This window comes from Pseudoalteromonas luteoviolacea S2607, assembly GCF_001625575.1.
In the GTDB taxonomy this organism is placed as follows: Bacteria; Pseudomonadota; Gammaproteobacteria; order Enterobacterales; family Alteromonadaceae; genus Pseudoalteromonas; species Pseudoalteromonas luteoviolacea_E.
Window position 1 is genome coordinate 1 of record NZ_AUXV01000008.1, and the last position, 15,910, is coordinate 15,910.

Here is a 15,910-nt window from a genome sequence, read left to right on the forward strand (position 1 = left end):
TTCCTAGTTATCGTTACTTTTGACCTGTATCATGCTCTAACAAATTAAACATTAAATCAACATTTGTGGCTCTTTTAAGTAAATTTATTAATTTTTTTTATGGAGGCTTTTAAGCAAATATGTACTTGAAATCAGGGAGAGTTCGATTAACTGCTATAAAAGTAATGGCTTCGATAAAGATAATAGCCTTCCTGAAAAGTAGTAAAGAAGGTTTATTTATGGGGAACCTTGATTTAAACAGAAGTTAAACTGAATAACGATTATCTATGATTGAAGAGGAGGGGGAATGTAACAAAGTTGATAAATAGGTATATTGTTTTGTTCATAATTAGCTATGAAAGAAAGTGCAGTACATAAAAGTATTACTGCACTTATACCAAACAGGTTAAGATGCTGTTTTTTGGCGGCTCACTAAGCAATATGAACCATCTTTGGTGCTTGTCATATAACCAATGAACTTGTCATCTCTTTTGTGTGAGAAAACGTGAGTTTGGTCATTTAACTTACCTTTGAACAGCCATTTTTTAAATACTTCCTCACGTACTACGATACATGGGTTTTTAACAGCAAAGCTCTCTTTATATGCAACATCACAGTGTCCACCACTGTGAGACATTGAAAAAACGATGTGACTTTGTCTATCTTTGTATTCTAGAACACCAGATACGAGCAAGCTTTCAAAATCTCCTTTGCTTGTTTGGTTAGAAACAAGTAATCGGTGTTTTTTCTCGCCAATAATATCTTTTGCTAATGCACTGAGTTCCGATTGACAGTGCGCGATATTATATTTTTCGATAATGGTGTCAATTGAGTTTTGAGCAAAAGCTTGAGTACTCAATACTAGGGAAGTGGCAATAGCCAGCTTTAGGGTCATAACATTAGCTCCTTGATTTGAGCTGCTAGCTCATTAGGAGTGGTAGTATGACTCATTGCGGTAATTAGATTACCTTGTTTATCTATGATGTAAAATCTTGAAGCATGTGCGACGGAGTATTCCATGAAAGACTCCTCAAGATTATTGTCATCATAATATACGCCATATTGTGCGCTAACTACTTTAGTCTGCTCAATACTGCCAGTTAAGCCAGTGATACGCTCGTGGAAGTAGTCGGTATATTCCTTCATGTCTTCTACTGTATCACGCGCAGGGTCTACTGATACTAGTAAGCCCTGCACCTGATCATGTCCTTGCTTCTCTAATCGCATAAATGCATTAGTCATTACGGCGAGAGAGTTTGGACATACCTCTGCACAAGACAAGTAACCGAAGTACATGACAACGATTTTGCCTTTGTAATCAGAGAGCGAAACAGGCCCGGCATAGCTTTGCAGAGTAAAATCTCCACCCAATTCATCGAAGGATTTTCTCGTTTCGTTGAAGTCTTTAGTCGTTGTGGCTAAATAAAACCAAACTAAGGCGATAATACCAACTAAAGAAAAAATCCAATGTAAATGAGCGGACTTAAACTGCTTCATAACTCTACCTTGCTGTTACATATGCGGTTGGATCAATATGAGCAAAATCTACCGACATCAGCACACTCATAGATGTGATGGCAACAAGCGATAAAATGAATACGCGTTTTGCCCATGTATGATTATCCATGCGATGAAAGTCAAAAATTGTGCTCAGTAACCAGACCAAACCAATTACCAGCGTAAGAGAAGCAAATAGGGTACCGACATAGTTCAAAGTGAACAACGACAGCGCAAGAACAGTAAAGGCTAAGATAAAGCCAATCATGTGTTTTCTAGCTACTTCAACACCACTAACGATTGGTAATACTGGGATATTTGCATCTTTGTAATCTTTGAATCGGTAAATCGCAATCGCATAAGAATGTGGAATTTGCCAAATACAAAAGATTGCTAAAATTACAACAGCGCCAATATCAAATTGACCATTTACAGCACAGTACCCCATTACAGGAGGACATGCGCCTGAAATACTGCCTACAAAAGTACCGTAGATAGACTTTCTTTTATAATAAAGCGTGTATAAGCCTACATAAACTACAAAGCCTAATACGCCAAAATAAAAGCTCATCATGGATGCATACAGTGCCAATGAGGCAAAGCCTATACAACCCAAAAGGGTTGCATAGACCAAAGCTTTAGTAACCGAAATCGACTCTAAGAGCGACTTACGGTACTTTGTACGTGACATCAACTGGTCGATGTCACGGTCAATCACATTATTAAAAACACAACCAGAGGCGATGATACAAACTGTACCCACTATCATTGCTGTAAATGTAACTAAATCAATATCACCTTTGGCTGCGAGCACATAGCCCGCAACCGCAGTGATTAAGTTACCAAAGATAATGCCTGGTTTTGTAATTAACAGGTAACTTCTTAACATTTTAATGTCCCATGAGCATGTTGTGATTCAGGTGCTCCATAATCCAAATGGAGCCAATCACAACTATGGCCACTGTCAACACAATAAACGCGGCTGAAGTAGTGTTCCATATTTGCTCAGAAGAAGAGTTCATGTGTAAGAAAAATACAAGCTGTACAAATAGCTGCGCAATAGCTGTAACGAGAATGATCCCAAGCGTAATCGCCGGAGAAGCCATATCATACATTACAACTAAAAACGGAATAGCAGTCAGTACTAGTGATAGAAGTAAACCTATCGTGTACTCTTTAACGCTACCGTGAGCTGCGCCGCCGCTACCATGTTCGTTAGAATGGCCCATTACATCACTCCTACTAAGTACACAACGCTAAATACACAGATCCAGATGATGTCTAGGAAGTGCCAGAATAAGCTTAGGCAAGATAGTCTTACTAAGTTATCTTCACTAAATCCGTCACGTTTGAAGTGAACGAATAAAACAAGCATCCAAATAATACCACCAAATACGTGTAGACCGTGTGTTGCTACTAGCGCATAGAATGCTGACCAGTAACCACTTGTCTGAGGCGTAGCGCCCAACGTACTAAAGTGCCAGAACTCGTACATTTCTAGGCCAAGGAAGCCCGCACCTAGTAGTAGTGTAATGACCAACCAAGTGATCATGCCTTTCATCTTGCGCTGGTTGGCTTGAAGCATTGCCATACCAAACGTGAAACTACTGAATAGTAGGAATGCAGTACCAACTGCAACTAGATTAAGGTCAAATAACTCTTTTGGTGTTGGGCCGCCAGCGAAGCCGCCACTTAGTACTGCATATGTTGCAAACAGAGTTGCGAACAAAATACAGTCACTCATGATATATATCCAGAATCCGAATATAGTATCACCACCGGTATCATGATGCTCATGATCATCGTGATGATCGTGAGCGTCGTTTGCGATTACGTGATCGTTTGACATAGTTTAAAACTTTCCTCTACTTGCCATTTTTAGCTGCGTGTTCTGCAACAGCTGCCAAGTGCTTTGACTCGATTTCTTCAACTTGGTCTACTTGTACGTAGTAATCTTTATTGCGATCAAAAGAGTACGCAATCCAAGAAGCCACGATACCAATGAAGCTAGCGATAACCATCCACCAGATGTGCCATACGAAGCCGAAACCTAAAGATAGTGAGAACGCACTGATCACAAAGCCAGCCCATGTGTTAGATGGCATGTGGATCTTTGAGTATTTCTCAGGCTTCTGATAAGCAAGGCCATGTTCTTTCTTGTAATGATGCTCATCACGGTCATGGATCTTAGGTAACTTAGCGAAGTTGTAGAACGGAGGAGGCGACGAAGTAGCCCACTCAAGCGTACGGCCATTCCAAGGATCACCTGTAACGTCCATATTTTGCTTACGGTTCTTGAAGCTAATGAAGCCCATATAGAACTGAACTGCGATACCAGCTGCAACGATAAATGCACCAATCATTGCGATAATTAGCAATGGAGTCCACTCTGGGTTGTCGTAGTAGTTAAGGCGACGTGTCATACCGTTGAAACCAAGGATGTATAGCGGCATGAACGCAACGAAGAAACCGATTGTCCATAGTGCACAAGAAAGCTTGTTAAGTTTCTCGTCAAGCATCCAACCAGTTGCTTTTGGCCACCAGTAAGTAAGGCCTGCGAAGTAACCGAATACTGCACCACCAATAATTACGTTATGGAAGTGAGCAATTAGGAACAAGCTGTTGTGTAGTACGAAGTCAGCCGCTGGAACTGCTAGCATTACACCAGTCATACCACCGATCGTGAACGTGAATAGGAAGCTACATGTCCACCACATAGATGCTGTGAACTCAACTCGGCCTTTGTACATAGTGAATAGCCAGTTGAATATCTTAACACCCGTTGGGACGGCTATGATCATGGTGGCAATACCAAAGAACGCGTTCACACTTGAGCCTGCACCCATGGTGAAGAAGTGGTGTAGCCATACAACCATTGCTAGAACCATGATAACCGCTGTTGCCCATACAAGTGATGTATAACCGAATAGGCGCTTGCGAGAGAACGTAGCTGCAATTTCAGAGAAAATACCAAATGCAGGTAGAATTAGAATGTAAACTTCTGGGTGACCCCACGCCCAAATGAGGTTTACATACATCATTTGGTTACCGCCTAGATCATTTGTGAAGAAGTTTGTACCTAAGTATCTGTCAAGCGTTAGAAGCGTGATTGTAACTGTTAGAATTGGGAACGAAAGAATGATAAGAACGTTCGCACACAGTGAAGTCCATGTGAATACAGGCATTTGCATAAGTTTCATGCCAGGCGCACGCATTCTGATGATAGTAACGAAGAAGTTAACACCAGTTAGTAGTGTACCAATACCTGAGATCTGTAATGCCCAGAGCCAATAATCGACCCCGACCCAGGGACTGTATTCAATACCTGAAAGCGGTGGATATGCTAGCCAACCAGTCGCTGCGAATTCACCAACGAATAGTGAGATGTTAACTAGTAACGCACCAACTACGAACAACCAGAAGCTCAAAGAGTTCAGGAACGGGAAGGCAACGTCACGTGCACCAATTTGCAGAGGTACAACAATGTTCATCAAGCCAACAACCAAAGGCATGGCTACGAAGAAAATCATGATTACACCGTGAGCAGTAAAGATCTGGTCATAGTGTTCAGGAGGGAGATAACCCGCGCCCACACTGTCAGCGGTTGCTAACGCTTGGTGAGTACGCATCATTATTGCATCCGCAAAACCACGGACTAACATCACAATCGCTGCGATGACATACATGATACCAATTTTTTTATGGTCTACAGATGTGAACCATTCTTCCCAAAGGTATCTCCACTTACCCATTTTTGTGATAAGTGCGAATAGGAATAAACCGCCAAGTATTGCACAGATCATTACTGGCAGAATTACAGGGTCATGAACAGGAATAGAATCCCAGGTCAGTTTACCCGTGAGCGGATCCGGATCTGTGATTATGGTAGCTTTACTTGCCATTTTGAACCCCAGTGTATTTCTCTATGGTTTTCTTAAAGTGCAGAGGGTCAACATCCGAGTAGTATACTACTGGGTTGTCTTTTGATTTCTCGCTAAGCGCTTTGTAAGTAGGTTCGTCTAGCACATGCTCTGATGCTTTAACTTTGTTAACCCAAGCATCGAAGCCTGCTTGATCTACAGAGTGTGTCTTGAACTTCATACCTGAGAAACCAAAACCACTGTAGTTTGCAGACATGCCTCTGAAGGTACCTTCTTCAGACGCCATTAGGTTAAGTCTATTTTCCATGCCAGCCATCGCGTAAATCTGACTTCCCAATCTTGGAATAAAGAATGAGTTCATCACAGTGTCTGACGTGATTAAAAACTCAACCGGTGTATTCACTGGGATTGAAATTTCATTGACGGTTGCGATCTGCTGCTCTGGATAGATAAATAGCCATTTCCAATCCATTGCTACAACTTGAATAGTCAATGTGTCTTCATCTTTACCCAAAGGTTTACGCGGGTCTAGAGTGTGTGACGTGACATATGTGAAGTACGCTAAAGCAGCAATGATCAAACAAGGCACAATCCAAACAACAAGTTCGATTTTTGTTGAGTGTTCCCACGACGGCTTGTACTCAGCTTTTTTATTGCTAGTACGATACTTGTACGGGAAGTAAATAGACATAAATAATACAGGGATTATTACAATTAGTAATAAAGCCACAGAGATTATAATCAGGTTTTTCGCCTGTTCACCAATTGGCCCCGCAGGGTCAAAAAGAGCAAGCTCACAACCTGTTAGAAGAAACGCCATCGTAAAAACCATTACGAGTGACAAGGACTTTTTCAGCATATTCAACCTACTTGATATCGCGGGTAATTACCCCATTACCTGCCTGAATAAATTTACGAGATTAATGCAATTGAGAACTGTTTCCATTTACACCCCTCTCGCAGGGGAATGTTATAGGTAAAGTGTCAAAAATTCAAGATTCTATTGACGAGGATCAATACGTTTGAATTTCATTTTTAGATGTTTTTTGAGCAATCTGTGTCTAGACTGAAATTAGTGTTGTCAAAAACATAATTACAGAGGGCTGATATGAAGAGACTATTTTATTCTACAGATAGTTTGGACGATGCTGAAAAAATTTCTGATGAAGTTCACGAACTTGGTATCGATGATCACCATTTTTACGTGTTATCTAGAGATGAAAACGGCATTAAAACTCACCACTTACATGGATCAACACAAATAGAAAAAACGCAAATTTTATCTGCAAGAAAAAGGGCAATATTACTAGCTGGGGGAGCTGCGCTACTACTTTTTTCTGTCCTGTTTTTTTTCACCGAAGCGGTGGATAAATTTTTGTTACAGGCAATAGGTGCTAGTATCGTTGTTGGATTTATTGTCATGGTGGTCGTCAGGCTTGCTGGGAAATCTTTCGATGAATATTTTCAAATACTGGTTGATGAGCACTTAGATGCCGGAGATGTCATTATCATTATTGACGTTGCAAAATCACAAACTCATGTGATTGAGTCAAAATTAGAGGATCACCCAAAAGCACAATTCTTGGCTGACAGCTCAAATTTAGCATCGCCGATTCCTGAATAGTTGAAAAAGTGGTGATATCATTTCTTTGGAGAAAGGTAGGCGATATCACCACTCGTAGCATCAACTTTTGGTTGAAATTAAGCCGCTGAGACAACTTCCTTGTCTGACTGTTCCTCCTTGACCGGCTTGAGCTTGGGCAGTGGGTTTCTTGAGCCTACGGCTTCTTCTATTGAATTAAATCCATCTTCCTTCAGTAACTTAACTAGACCGCGATTGATTTCGCTAATGCTCTGAGGCCCATCGAATATGAGTGTTGAAATCATATGTAAGATGCTTGCGCCTGATGTGATCTTTTCATATGCGTCTTTTGCAGTGAATACACCTCCAACGCCAATGATAGTCAGTTTACCTCTGGTTCTTCTGTACACATGCCTTATAACATTTGTTGAAATACGTTGCAGTGGAAGCCCACTCATAGCGCCTTTGTGGAAAGGCAGCTCGGACTTAACATATTCTTGGTTAAATTTGGGTTTAGCCAAGTTTGTAAGTACTACGCCATCCATTTTGTGTTCAACACAGGCATCCACAATAATGTTGATTTCGTCAAGTGTCATATCAGCTGCGAGCTTCACGTAAATAGGTCTGCCTTCAACTTTATGTTCATTGACGGCAGTAAGAAGTGCATCTAAGTTACTCTTATCAACGAACGGTTCTCCATCTTGAGTATTTGGGCAGCTGATATTAATCGTGTAGTAATCACCAATATCTTTAAATAGCTTCATTGTTTTGGTGTAGTCATCGATAGAATCTTGTAAATCGAACTCAGGGGTAATGTTCGATTTTGCTGCATTAATACCGACTTTTAGCTTGCCAAAATTAGCTCCTTTTAGCCTTGATGAAATTTTTTCAGCACCTTGGTTGTTAAGCCCATACCAGACAAGGATTGACTTAGACTTAACCATTCTGAAAAGCCGTTTACCTGGGTTGCCTGGGCAGACTTCTCCTGTAAAAGAGCCTAACTCTGCCAATCCAAAGCCAATCGAAGGGTATATTTTGGTCAGTTCGCCATCTTTGTCAAAGCCAGCGGACAGTCCAAGTGGATTTCTATACTTAATTCCATCCACCTCAATGTTTAAGCTGCGATGTCCATAATTAAAAAACAGCGAAGTAATCCATCGAGTTAGGAAATTAGAGCCTAGGAAAACACCAACGCGTTTAAACATGTAGTGTGCATCCTCTGGGTCCATTAAGAATATTAACGGACGAGCCGCTCTGTAGAATAGTCGCAAGACAAAGTTACGTATGCCGATGATAAGGCGCATTTTCAACCTCCAAATTTGTCATCGATTGTTGTTGTTAGGTGCTTGGATTAAGCACATCAAGTAACTCATGTTTTTTAGCTTATGATCATTAAATGATAATAGCAATAAGAATTGTTATCATTTATAGTGTTTATTATTCAATCTAGGAGGTGCTGATGAAAAAGCTGATGTTAAAGTTGTTAGGCACGCATGTTACAAAGCCTAAAGCTAGTTCTGTTATGAGGCCAATTTGGCAAAGTACAGGTGAAGTATTTTATCTATTAAATACGTTGCAGTTACGTTATAAGTCTCGATATGGAAGCGTTTGCGTGGACGCTTTTGATATTAGCGTTTTTGAAACAGGCGCTGAAGACCTTCACAAGACACTGGCGAATGAGTTTGGCAAAGAGTTTACAATTTCCGTTTGCGCAGTGGGTTGGGAGAGGTTTGGTAACCAGACACGCGTAAAGGCCATAGATAATGCCGCGATTTTTAGATTTAACCAATCTCTTGAAACACCGTCTCAAGCTGTATTTCAACATCAATTTAACACGCTAGACGAAATGAATAGTAGTGAGGTAGATATTGCGCGCAGATTAGATGTCTTTAAATATTATAATATTCAAATCAAAGATTTTATAAATCAGCTAAATGAGGCGAACAAACGTATTCACCAAGACAGAGTTAAACGACATGGTATAACTGGGGAGAATTTTCACAAAGATGTATTTGAAAAGGTTATTATGGCTTAGGGGTGCGAAGAGTAGGCTAATGACAGCGCTACTCTATAGCTAAGTTTAATTATTGATCGTCGTATGTGGCAACTTCTTGTTCAAGTACAACGAGCTCAACATTGGCCATCTCGAACATATCTCTTGTTTCTTGTGCCGCATGATATCGCTTTTTGGCGACTACTTTTGCAATTCCGCAGCTAATAATAAGCATTGCACATACACGGCAAGGTTCCATGGTGCAGTATAAAGTACTTCCTTCCAATGCCACACCATAGCGCGCAGCTTGGCAAATTGCATTTTGTTCTGCATGTATGGTTCGAACACAGTGTTGTCTAGTTGTGCCATCTACATCTATCACTTGCTTCATTAAATGGCCAACATCATCACAGTGTGGTAACCCTGAGGGGGAACCAACATAACCTGTTGATATTATTCTTTTATCTTTAACTATGATACAACCCGATTTGCCTCGGTCACAGGTGGCTCTTTGTCCAACACTGTCCACTAAATCGATAAAGTACTCATCCCAATCTGGTCTCATTTTTCGTGCCCAAAATACTACTAAGTGTGTCTATTATACGCAGTATTGGCGACATTACTAACACTGATGATACGTTATGTATGCAATTAGATTGGGGGAATTTACCTCTTGCAGATTAAGAATGTTATCTCAGAAAATATATAATTAAGTTAATTGCAGCATCAACAATTATATTTGCTTCCCCACATATAAAAATACTCGCAATATAAGTATTATAATCTGGAGTTTTCTATGATTATGCTGATTCATGTAGGAGGAATAATGAAAAGCAAATACTTATTGTTTGGTGCCATATGTTGCTTTATTGCGGCGTTATTGCACTTAGGGTGTATTGTGTTTGGTGCCCAGTGGTATCGCTTTTTTGGGGCTGGAGAGCATATGGCCAAAATGGCTGAGGATGGACTGTTGGAGCCAACCATTGTCACTTCAATGATTGTACTTATTTTATCTGTTTGGGGGGTCTACGGTTTATCTGGTTATGGTGTTATACCACGTCTACCGTTTCAAAAGCTTGTACTTGGGTTGATTGCTTGTGCACTAATGCTTCGAGGTATTGGCTTTCCATTGATCATGTCTAGTTTTCCTGAAAACACGCTCACGTTTTGGCTTATAAGCTCATCTATTTGCTTGATTATGGGAACATGTTTTGCAATTGGTACTTTGTCGCTAGTTAAAGGCACGTCAAAATCTGAATAGTGCCTTATCCTTATAGTGTCAACAGGCAATCAGTTCATTTTAAAAGCTATTACTCACTTGCATACCAAATGCTTCCATAATTTCTGACTATAGTAATAGCTGGCACCATACTTGATAAGTTAGCAAACAGGCTCGTGTCTAATTTTCGCCTGCACTATCTATGTAGCGCAAACAGTCGAGTAGATGGGGCTGTCAGGCTTTAAGCATAAACATAATAAGTATTGATATGGTGCAGGCTGCACCAAAAGGGGGCAAGAATGAATTATTACGAAGTGAATTTCGATGGACTTGTAGGACCAACACATAATTATGCTGGTCTGTCATACGGAAATGTAGCTTCTAAAGCAAATGCAAGTAGGTTTTCAAATCCTAAACAAGCGGCACTGCAAGGCCTTGATAAAATGAAAGCCTTATCTCAACTAGGTTTGCATCAAGGTGTTTTAGCCCCCAATGCTCGGCCAGATATAAAGACCTTGAGAGCGCTTGGGTTTGCTGGGAGTGATGAACAGGTCATTGCGAAAGCGGCAAAGGTTGAACCGCAATTATTAAAAGCGTGTTATTCAGCTTCTTCAATGTGGACGGCAAACGCGGCTACTGTATCACCGAGCAGTGATACACAAGACAACAAAGTTCATTTCACACCTGCTAACTTGAACAACAAACTACACCGAGCAATTGAAGCAGATACTACTGGGCGTATTTTACAGGCAGTTTTTGATAATGATGAGTATTTTTCGCACCACGCTCCTCTGCCTCAACACAGTCTATTTGGTGATGAAGGAGCCGCCAACCATACAAGACTGACAGACGCTTACGGACATACTGGGCTGGCAATATTTGTCTATGGGGAAGACATCAATAGCCCCATCAGACCAAAGAAATTTCCAGCAAGGCAAACATTGCAAGCGAGTCAAGCGATTGCTCGAGGGCATCAATTGAGCTCAGATAGGTGTCTGTTTATTCAGCAGAACCCAAATGTCATAGATCAAGGCGTGTTCCACAATGATGTAATTGCTATCGGAAATGAAAATGTATTTTTGTTCCATGAACAGGCATTTCATGAGCAAGCAAAAGCTGTACATGCAATTCGTCAATCATACACAGGTAGCCGGCCGCTGCATTTAATTGAAGTATCAAATGCAGATGTAAGTGTAGAAGACGCTGTGAAGAGTTACATATTCAACAGTCAATTAGTAAGCTTACCGAGTGGAGGAATGGCTCTGGTCGCCCCAAGTGAATGTCAGCAGGTAAATAGTGTGGAAACATACTTAGGCGCACTAAAAAGTGCCAGCAATCCGGTTAACGAAATTATTTATCTTGATGTAAAGCAAAGTATGCAAAATGGTGGCGGGCCGGCATGCCTGAGGCTCAGAGTCACACTATCCGAACAGGAGCTTGCTGCTTCTAATCAAGCTTGCTTATTAACAGATGAGCTGCACAAAAAGCTTACTAACTGGATTGAAAAGCATTATCGCGATAAGTTGTGTGAGCAAGATTTAGCAGATCCTCAATTGCTCAATGAAAGCTATGCAGCATTAGATGAGCTTACGACTATTCTGTGTCTTGGCTCGGTTTACGATTTTCAATTATCTTAATATATATAAACTGTGCGCAGAGCATTGCGCACCTAGCTTTTCCGTGCATTTTACATGTTTTTACGTTAATTCGAGACTCATGCAATCAATCAATGTAGAATTATTGCTCAGATGGGAATAATTAAGCTGATATGCATTTACTGTGTTGTACAGCTCGTAATTACGTAAAAACTATAATATCAATATGTACGATTCTTTAATAACAACGATACAAAGCCTCAGCTTTGTTGGCCTACTGCTGATCATCATGTGTATTGCAAAATGGCTGTATAATTTCACCACGCCTTACGATACTTTCAACGAAATACTGATAAAGAAAAATGCTGCGTTAGCCACGTCTGTTGCTGGGTATGTAGTGTCCGTTGCGATCATTTTCTGTGCAGTATTGATGGGGCCAAGCAGTGGTCTGGTAAATGATCTAATTACACTAGCCCTATACAGCCTAGTTGGTATGGTAATGTTACTCATCTCTAGAGTGATAAATGACAAATTAATTTTGCATGCGTTTTGTAATAAGGCTCAACTTATAGAAAAGCAAAATACTTCGACTGGTGTTGTACAAGCGGCAAGTTACATTGCAAGCGCATTGTTAATTGGCGCAGCTCTACATGGTGAGGGGGGCTGGGCATCCGCCATAGTGTTTTATGGGTTGGGTCAGATCACATTCGTACTTTTCGCGCGAATTTATGATTTATTGACCAGCTACAATTTGATGGCTGAATTGGAGTCTGGTAATAGTGCTGTTGCGGCAACATTCTCAGCGACTCTGATTGCGCTAGGGATGGTATTGTTACACGCGCTTATTGGAGAGTTTGAAAGCTGGCATTCCAGTATCACCTTATTTATAGAAGACGCAGTCATAGGGTTTGTCATTCTACCGTTAGCGCGTTTATTTATCGACAAGGTAATGTTCCCAAGCGTTTGTATTGATAAAGCGGTCTCAGAAGAGCACAACATGTCAGTTGCACTCGTTGAAGGCGGGGTCGCCCTATCTGTTGCGAGTGTGATAGTGGTTGTATTGTAACGGTCAATTGACAGAGGAGGGGGCAAAAACACAGGCTTTTATTGAGTTTAGATTGGCATAGAAAATTGTGTATGAAAGGCCCTCTTAGCAATATAAAGCACGCCCTCCATAGTATGAAATACAGCCAAATTACGCCTAACCAATTCGCTGCTTTGTTGCTGTTATCGTAGATGGCGTTGTGAGCCAATTAAATCGAGTGTAATTGTATCCAAATCTGGCAGACAGTCGACAAGAAGGGTAGGCCAGCAGAACCCCTATTTAGCATTCAATCGCGAGTGCGCAATTGTGTTTCTAATCTTAATAATCATAGTTAGTTTATAATTATTAATATGTTACGAAGTTCATTGGCGTGAGTATGCTCCGGTGGACGAAATGTACCTAAAATCAGAAGTGAATTATTGAACTTGTTGATTATACTTTGATCATCCTATCTAGGCATGTTGTACGTGTTCTAGTCGATTGGCAATTCTCCGATTCGATTATTCGGTTTTGCTTGAGGTAGATAGTGATTTTCATACGATAACCAATGAGTGGGTGATTAGCTATGTCACTAGTACTTCGATGCGCACGTCTATTTGTGGCTTTGATTGCAAGTTGTGCGAGTTTTCTATGTTCAGCTCAGGGAAACTCCTCGACACCAAATGAAGCTTTTGAAAAAACCATATCTGAAATTCACACAGCTTTAGTAAATAAGAACTACCAGTCGGCTTATGCAAAAGCCGAGCAAGGTATCGATGAGTTTGCTGGGGAACCTAATTTTGACTTCCTGTATGCTCAGGCTGCGCTCGAAGCGGCTAAGTATGATGAAGCTATTTTTGCACTTGAAAGGGTACTGGTTAGTTGGCCGGACCATGTGCCAAGCCATTATTTACTAGGGTTAACATATGCTAAGCAAAAGAACTATGGGCAAGCCAAGCAGATTCTTCAAGGGTTGCTTTCAGCTCAGTTGACGCCTGCCATGCGGGGAAACGTTACACGTGCTTTAGAGTCTATAGATACGCGTTCCAGCGACCTAGAAGAGTCTTATGACCATGCAATTTCGTTAGCGCTTGGGCATGACTCAAACGTAAACAGTGGTGCACTGGATGACAGGGTGGTCATTGGCGGAATTCCTTTCTTACTCGATGAAACCAGTCAAAAAACAGCCGATAACTTTATGCGATTTCGATACAGCTTTAAAGCAAAGTGGCAACAGACCCAATATCAGGCTTGGAAGTTAGATGTCGATTACTCGGATCAACGTCACCAAGATGCGAATGATTACGATCGCTATCAAGGTACTGTTAGAGTGGGCTACGAGCATAAAAAAGACAATGCCGCCTTTTCTGTTGGTGGCCAGTTTGGTGTATTGACTTTAGATGACGATACCTATCAGCAAGATGTTGGTCTATATGGCAGTGTCCAATATTACTTTTCAGGAAATTGGTTTACCGCGATAAGTGGTTTTGCGTTTTTACAAAATAACGTACAAGACAGAAATTTAGATAGTCGTATATTTACAATACAAGGCGGCGTTGGTCATTCTTCTGACTTATGGTTGGTGCGTGTTGATGCCGGCTATACATGGCAGCCCGCTCGGTATGATGAAGGTGAGCACTACGGTCGAGACTATGATTTTATTTCGGGGTCGGTATCCCATCGCACATCGCAAAATAGCTTATTGTCTTTTAAAGCACAGTATAGGGACATAGAGCATCGTGCAGTCCATCCTTTTTTTCTCGAAACCAGAAATGAAGAGCTTGTCATATTAAACCTCAATTGGCGATATCAATGGGATCAGGCATGGAGTATTGACGTCTCAGCATCCTATTACGACAAACACAGTTCCATTACTTTATACAGCTACGATCGTACTGAGTGGTTCACAGGAGTCCGTTATGAATTCTAACCTTATACTGTTTAATCAAAAGCAGCTTTGCACAGGTGCCATGGTACTCAGTTTGTTGTTACCACTTTCAGTATCTGCTGCGCAGGCTGGCAAAACCATCATGTCTAGAGGAGAGGTGGTTGCAACTGACACCGCAACTGAGGCATTAAGGAATTTAAAAAGGCGCAGCCCTATATATGATGTAGATATTGTTAATACCGGCGCAGCGGGACAAGCTCAGTTACGTATGCAAGATGGTGCTTTAATCGCTTTAAAGGCTCAAACGCAGCTTAAAATCGATGAATATCAAATCGGCAGCGCGGATGGCGGCTCTGTTGTTATGGAACTTATTTCTGGCGGATTGCGCACGATTACTGGTGAGATAAAGGGAGACAAGGGTAATTACAAATTGAAAACGCCAGTGGGCAGTATCGGTATCCGTGGCACGCACTATGAAGTTGAGTGGAAAGATAATGAGTTATTCCTCGCCGTATGGGATGGCACAATTGAGCTAGATATGAGCAACGCGACAGGAGGTGGTGAGGGTCCGGTTTTACTCGGTAAAGGTGGAGATTTCTCTTTTGCAAAAGTAAGTCAAAGCGGTGCTGTCACATCATTACTCAAGCCTCCTTCACAGTTATCTTCAATTTCTTCTACCGTGAGCCAGTCGGCTCAAAGTACAGAAACGGATGAGGAAACTGTTGCAATCTCAAATACAGACGTAAACACGACCACACAAACGACGTTGCCCTTTTTAGCCGGTAACGTTTCGCAAATTGTACGAGATGTTTCTCAAAACGAATTTATCAATGAACAGGAACTGGATAGCTTAGGTGTGAAACCTTTGTCGGAATTGATTGCGGAGCGCTCAGGTAGCAGTGCGTATTCTGTGTTGGACAGAATAGACGCAACTTCTAGTTTGGGGGCCGTCAGTGCGATTGACATGCAAATGACAGTGAACTTCGACAGAGGCACGGTTGAACAAGGTGCTTTGACATTTCAAGACTCCGGCGGCGAGTGGTTTGCAGCATTTAACGGCTTGATTAACCAAGAGGGAATGACTTTGGGGGTAAATTTTGCTTCTCACGGGCAAAATTTGGCTACGGGCACTATCCAAAGTCAGTTTACAAATGGATTAGACCGTTTAACAGGCTCTTTTAACTTACAAGAAGTAGAGAACCCGAGTGTAGTTGCTCAAGGGGCTTTCATTTTGAGTCAGCCTTAGGAGATG

Annotated in this window: 16 protein-coding genes; 7 read left to right on the forward strand and 9 right to left on the reverse strand. The window is 41.3% G+C overall.

Going from position 1 to position 15,910, the window contains the following annotated elements; translation table 11 throughout:
- Window positions 1–385: 385 nt before the first annotated feature.
- Genes N480_RS06945 through cyoA form a run of 7 tightly spaced genes read right to left on the reverse strand, consistent with a single transcriptional unit; the run spans window position 386 to window position 6,216 of the window.
- Window positions 386–874, reverse strand: coding sequence for a hypothetical protein (locus tag N480_RS06945; RefSeq protein WP_063371799.1), 489 nt, complete (start codon window positions 872–874; stop codon window positions 386–388).
- Window positions 871–1,476, reverse strand: coding sequence for an SCO family protein (locus tag N480_RS06950; RefSeq protein WP_063371800.1), 606 nt, complete (start codon window positions 1,474–1,476; stop codon window positions 871–873). The genes N480_RS06945 and N480_RS06950 overlap by 4 nt, the downstream gene beginning before the upstream one ends.
- 4 nt (window positions 1,477–1,480) lie before the next feature.
- Window positions 1,481–2,365, reverse strand: a complete 885-nt coding sequence (gene cyoE, locus N480_RS06955; protein WP_063371801.1) for a heme o synthase — start codon at window positions 2,363–2,365, stop codon at window positions 1,481–1,483.
- 1 nt (window position 2,366) lies between these two features.
- Window positions 2,367–2,705 (reverse strand): cytochrome o ubiquinol oxidase subunit IV, encoded by a 339-nt coding sequence (cyoD, locus tag N480_RS06960; RefSeq protein WP_063357667.1) that lies wholly within the window; start codon window positions 2,703–2,705, stop codon window positions 2,367–2,369.
- Window positions 2,705–3,325, reverse strand: coding sequence for a cytochrome o ubiquinol oxidase subunit III (gene cyoC / locus N480_RS06965; protein ID WP_063357668.1), 621 nt, complete (start codon window positions 3,323–3,325; stop codon window positions 2,705–2,707). The genes cyoD and cyoC overlap by 1 nt, the downstream gene beginning before the upstream one ends.
- A gap of 16 nt (window positions 3,326–3,341) precedes the next feature.
- Window positions 3,342–5,378, reverse strand: a complete 2,037-nt coding sequence (cyoB, locus tag N480_RS06970) for a cytochrome o ubiquinol oxidase subunit I (RefSeq protein WP_063371802.1) — start codon at window positions 5,376–5,378, stop codon at window positions 3,342–3,344.
- Window positions 5,368–6,216, reverse strand: coding sequence for a ubiquinol oxidase subunit II (cyoA, locus tag N480_RS06975; RefSeq protein ID WP_063371803.1), 849 nt, complete (start codon window positions 6,214–6,216; stop codon window positions 5,368–5,370). Before cyoA ends, cyoB begins: the two co-directional genes overlap by 11 nt.
- Before the next feature lie 249 nt (window positions 6,217–6,465).
- On the opposite strand from cyoA, the gene N480_RS06980 reads away from it, so the two are divergent.
- Window positions 6,466–6,981, forward strand: a complete 516-nt coding sequence (locus N480_RS06980) for a hypothetical protein (RefSeq protein ID WP_063371804.1) — start codon at window positions 6,466–6,468, stop codon at window positions 6,979–6,981.
- 77 nt (window positions 6,982–7,058) lie between these two features.
- Here the strand turns inward: N480_RS06980 and N480_RS06985 are convergent, their stop codons facing one another.
- Window positions 7,059–8,243: a quinone-dependent dihydroorotate dehydrogenase gene (locus N480_RS06985; RefSeq protein WP_063371805.1), complete on the reverse strand. Its 1,185-nt coding sequence runs from the start codon at window positions 8,241–8,243 to the stop codon at window positions 7,059–7,061.
- A gap of 155 nt (window positions 8,244–8,398) precedes the next feature.
- Here N480_RS06985 and N480_RS06990 point away from each other — a divergent pair, with 155 nt between their 5' ends.
- A complete protein-coding gene (locus tag N480_RS06990) occupies window positions 8,399–8,974 on the forward strand; it encodes a hypothetical protein (RefSeq protein ID WP_063371806.1) in 576 nt (191 codons plus the stop codon).
- A gap of 49 nt (window positions 8,975–9,023) precedes the next feature.
- On the opposite strand, the gene N480_RS06995 is transcribed toward N480_RS06990, so the two are convergent.
- The gene (locus N480_RS06995) at window positions 9,024–9,497 is read right to left on the reverse strand and encodes a deoxycytidylate deaminase (RefSeq protein ID WP_063371807.1); all 474 of its coding nucleotides are present in this window, start codon (window positions 9,495–9,497) and stop codon (window positions 9,024–9,026) included.
- A 261-nt stretch (window positions 9,498–9,758) separates the two neighbouring features.
- Between N480_RS06995 and N480_RS07000 the strand changes: the two genes are divergently transcribed.
- From N480_RS07000 to N480_RS07020, 5 genes are all read left to right on the forward strand, one after another.
- On the forward strand, window positions 9,759–10,193 hold the full coding sequence (locus tag N480_RS07000; RefSeq protein ID WP_063371808.1) for a hypothetical protein: 435 nt from the start codon (window positions 9,759–9,761) through the stop codon (window positions 10,191–10,193).
- A 257-nt stretch (window positions 10,194–10,450) separates the two neighbouring features.
- The gene (astB, locus tag N480_RS07005) at window positions 10,451–11,788 is read left to right on the forward strand and encodes an N-succinylarginine dihydrolase (protein WP_063371809.1); all 1,338 of its coding nucleotides are present in this window, start codon (window positions 10,451–10,453) and stop codon (window positions 11,786–11,788) included.
- 184 nt (window positions 11,789–11,972) lie between these two features.
- Window positions 11,973–12,812, forward strand: a complete 840-nt coding sequence (locus tag N480_RS07010; RefSeq protein WP_063371810.1) for a DUF350 domain-containing protein — start codon at window positions 11,973–11,975, stop codon at window positions 12,810–12,812.
- 544 nt (window positions 12,813–13,356) lie between these two features.
- Window positions 13,357–14,700: a tetratricopeptide repeat protein gene (locus N480_RS07015; RefSeq protein WP_063371811.1), complete on the forward strand. Its 1,344-nt coding sequence runs from the start codon at window positions 13,357–13,359 to the stop codon at window positions 14,698–14,700.
- Complete coding sequence (locus N480_RS07020; RefSeq protein WP_081231786.1) at window positions 14,690–15,904, forward strand: FecR family protein; 1,215 nt, start codon at window positions 14,690–14,692, stop codon at window positions 15,902–15,904. The genes N480_RS07015 and N480_RS07020 overlap by 11 nt, the downstream gene beginning before the upstream one ends.
- Window positions 15,905–15,910: the final 6 nt, after the last annotated feature.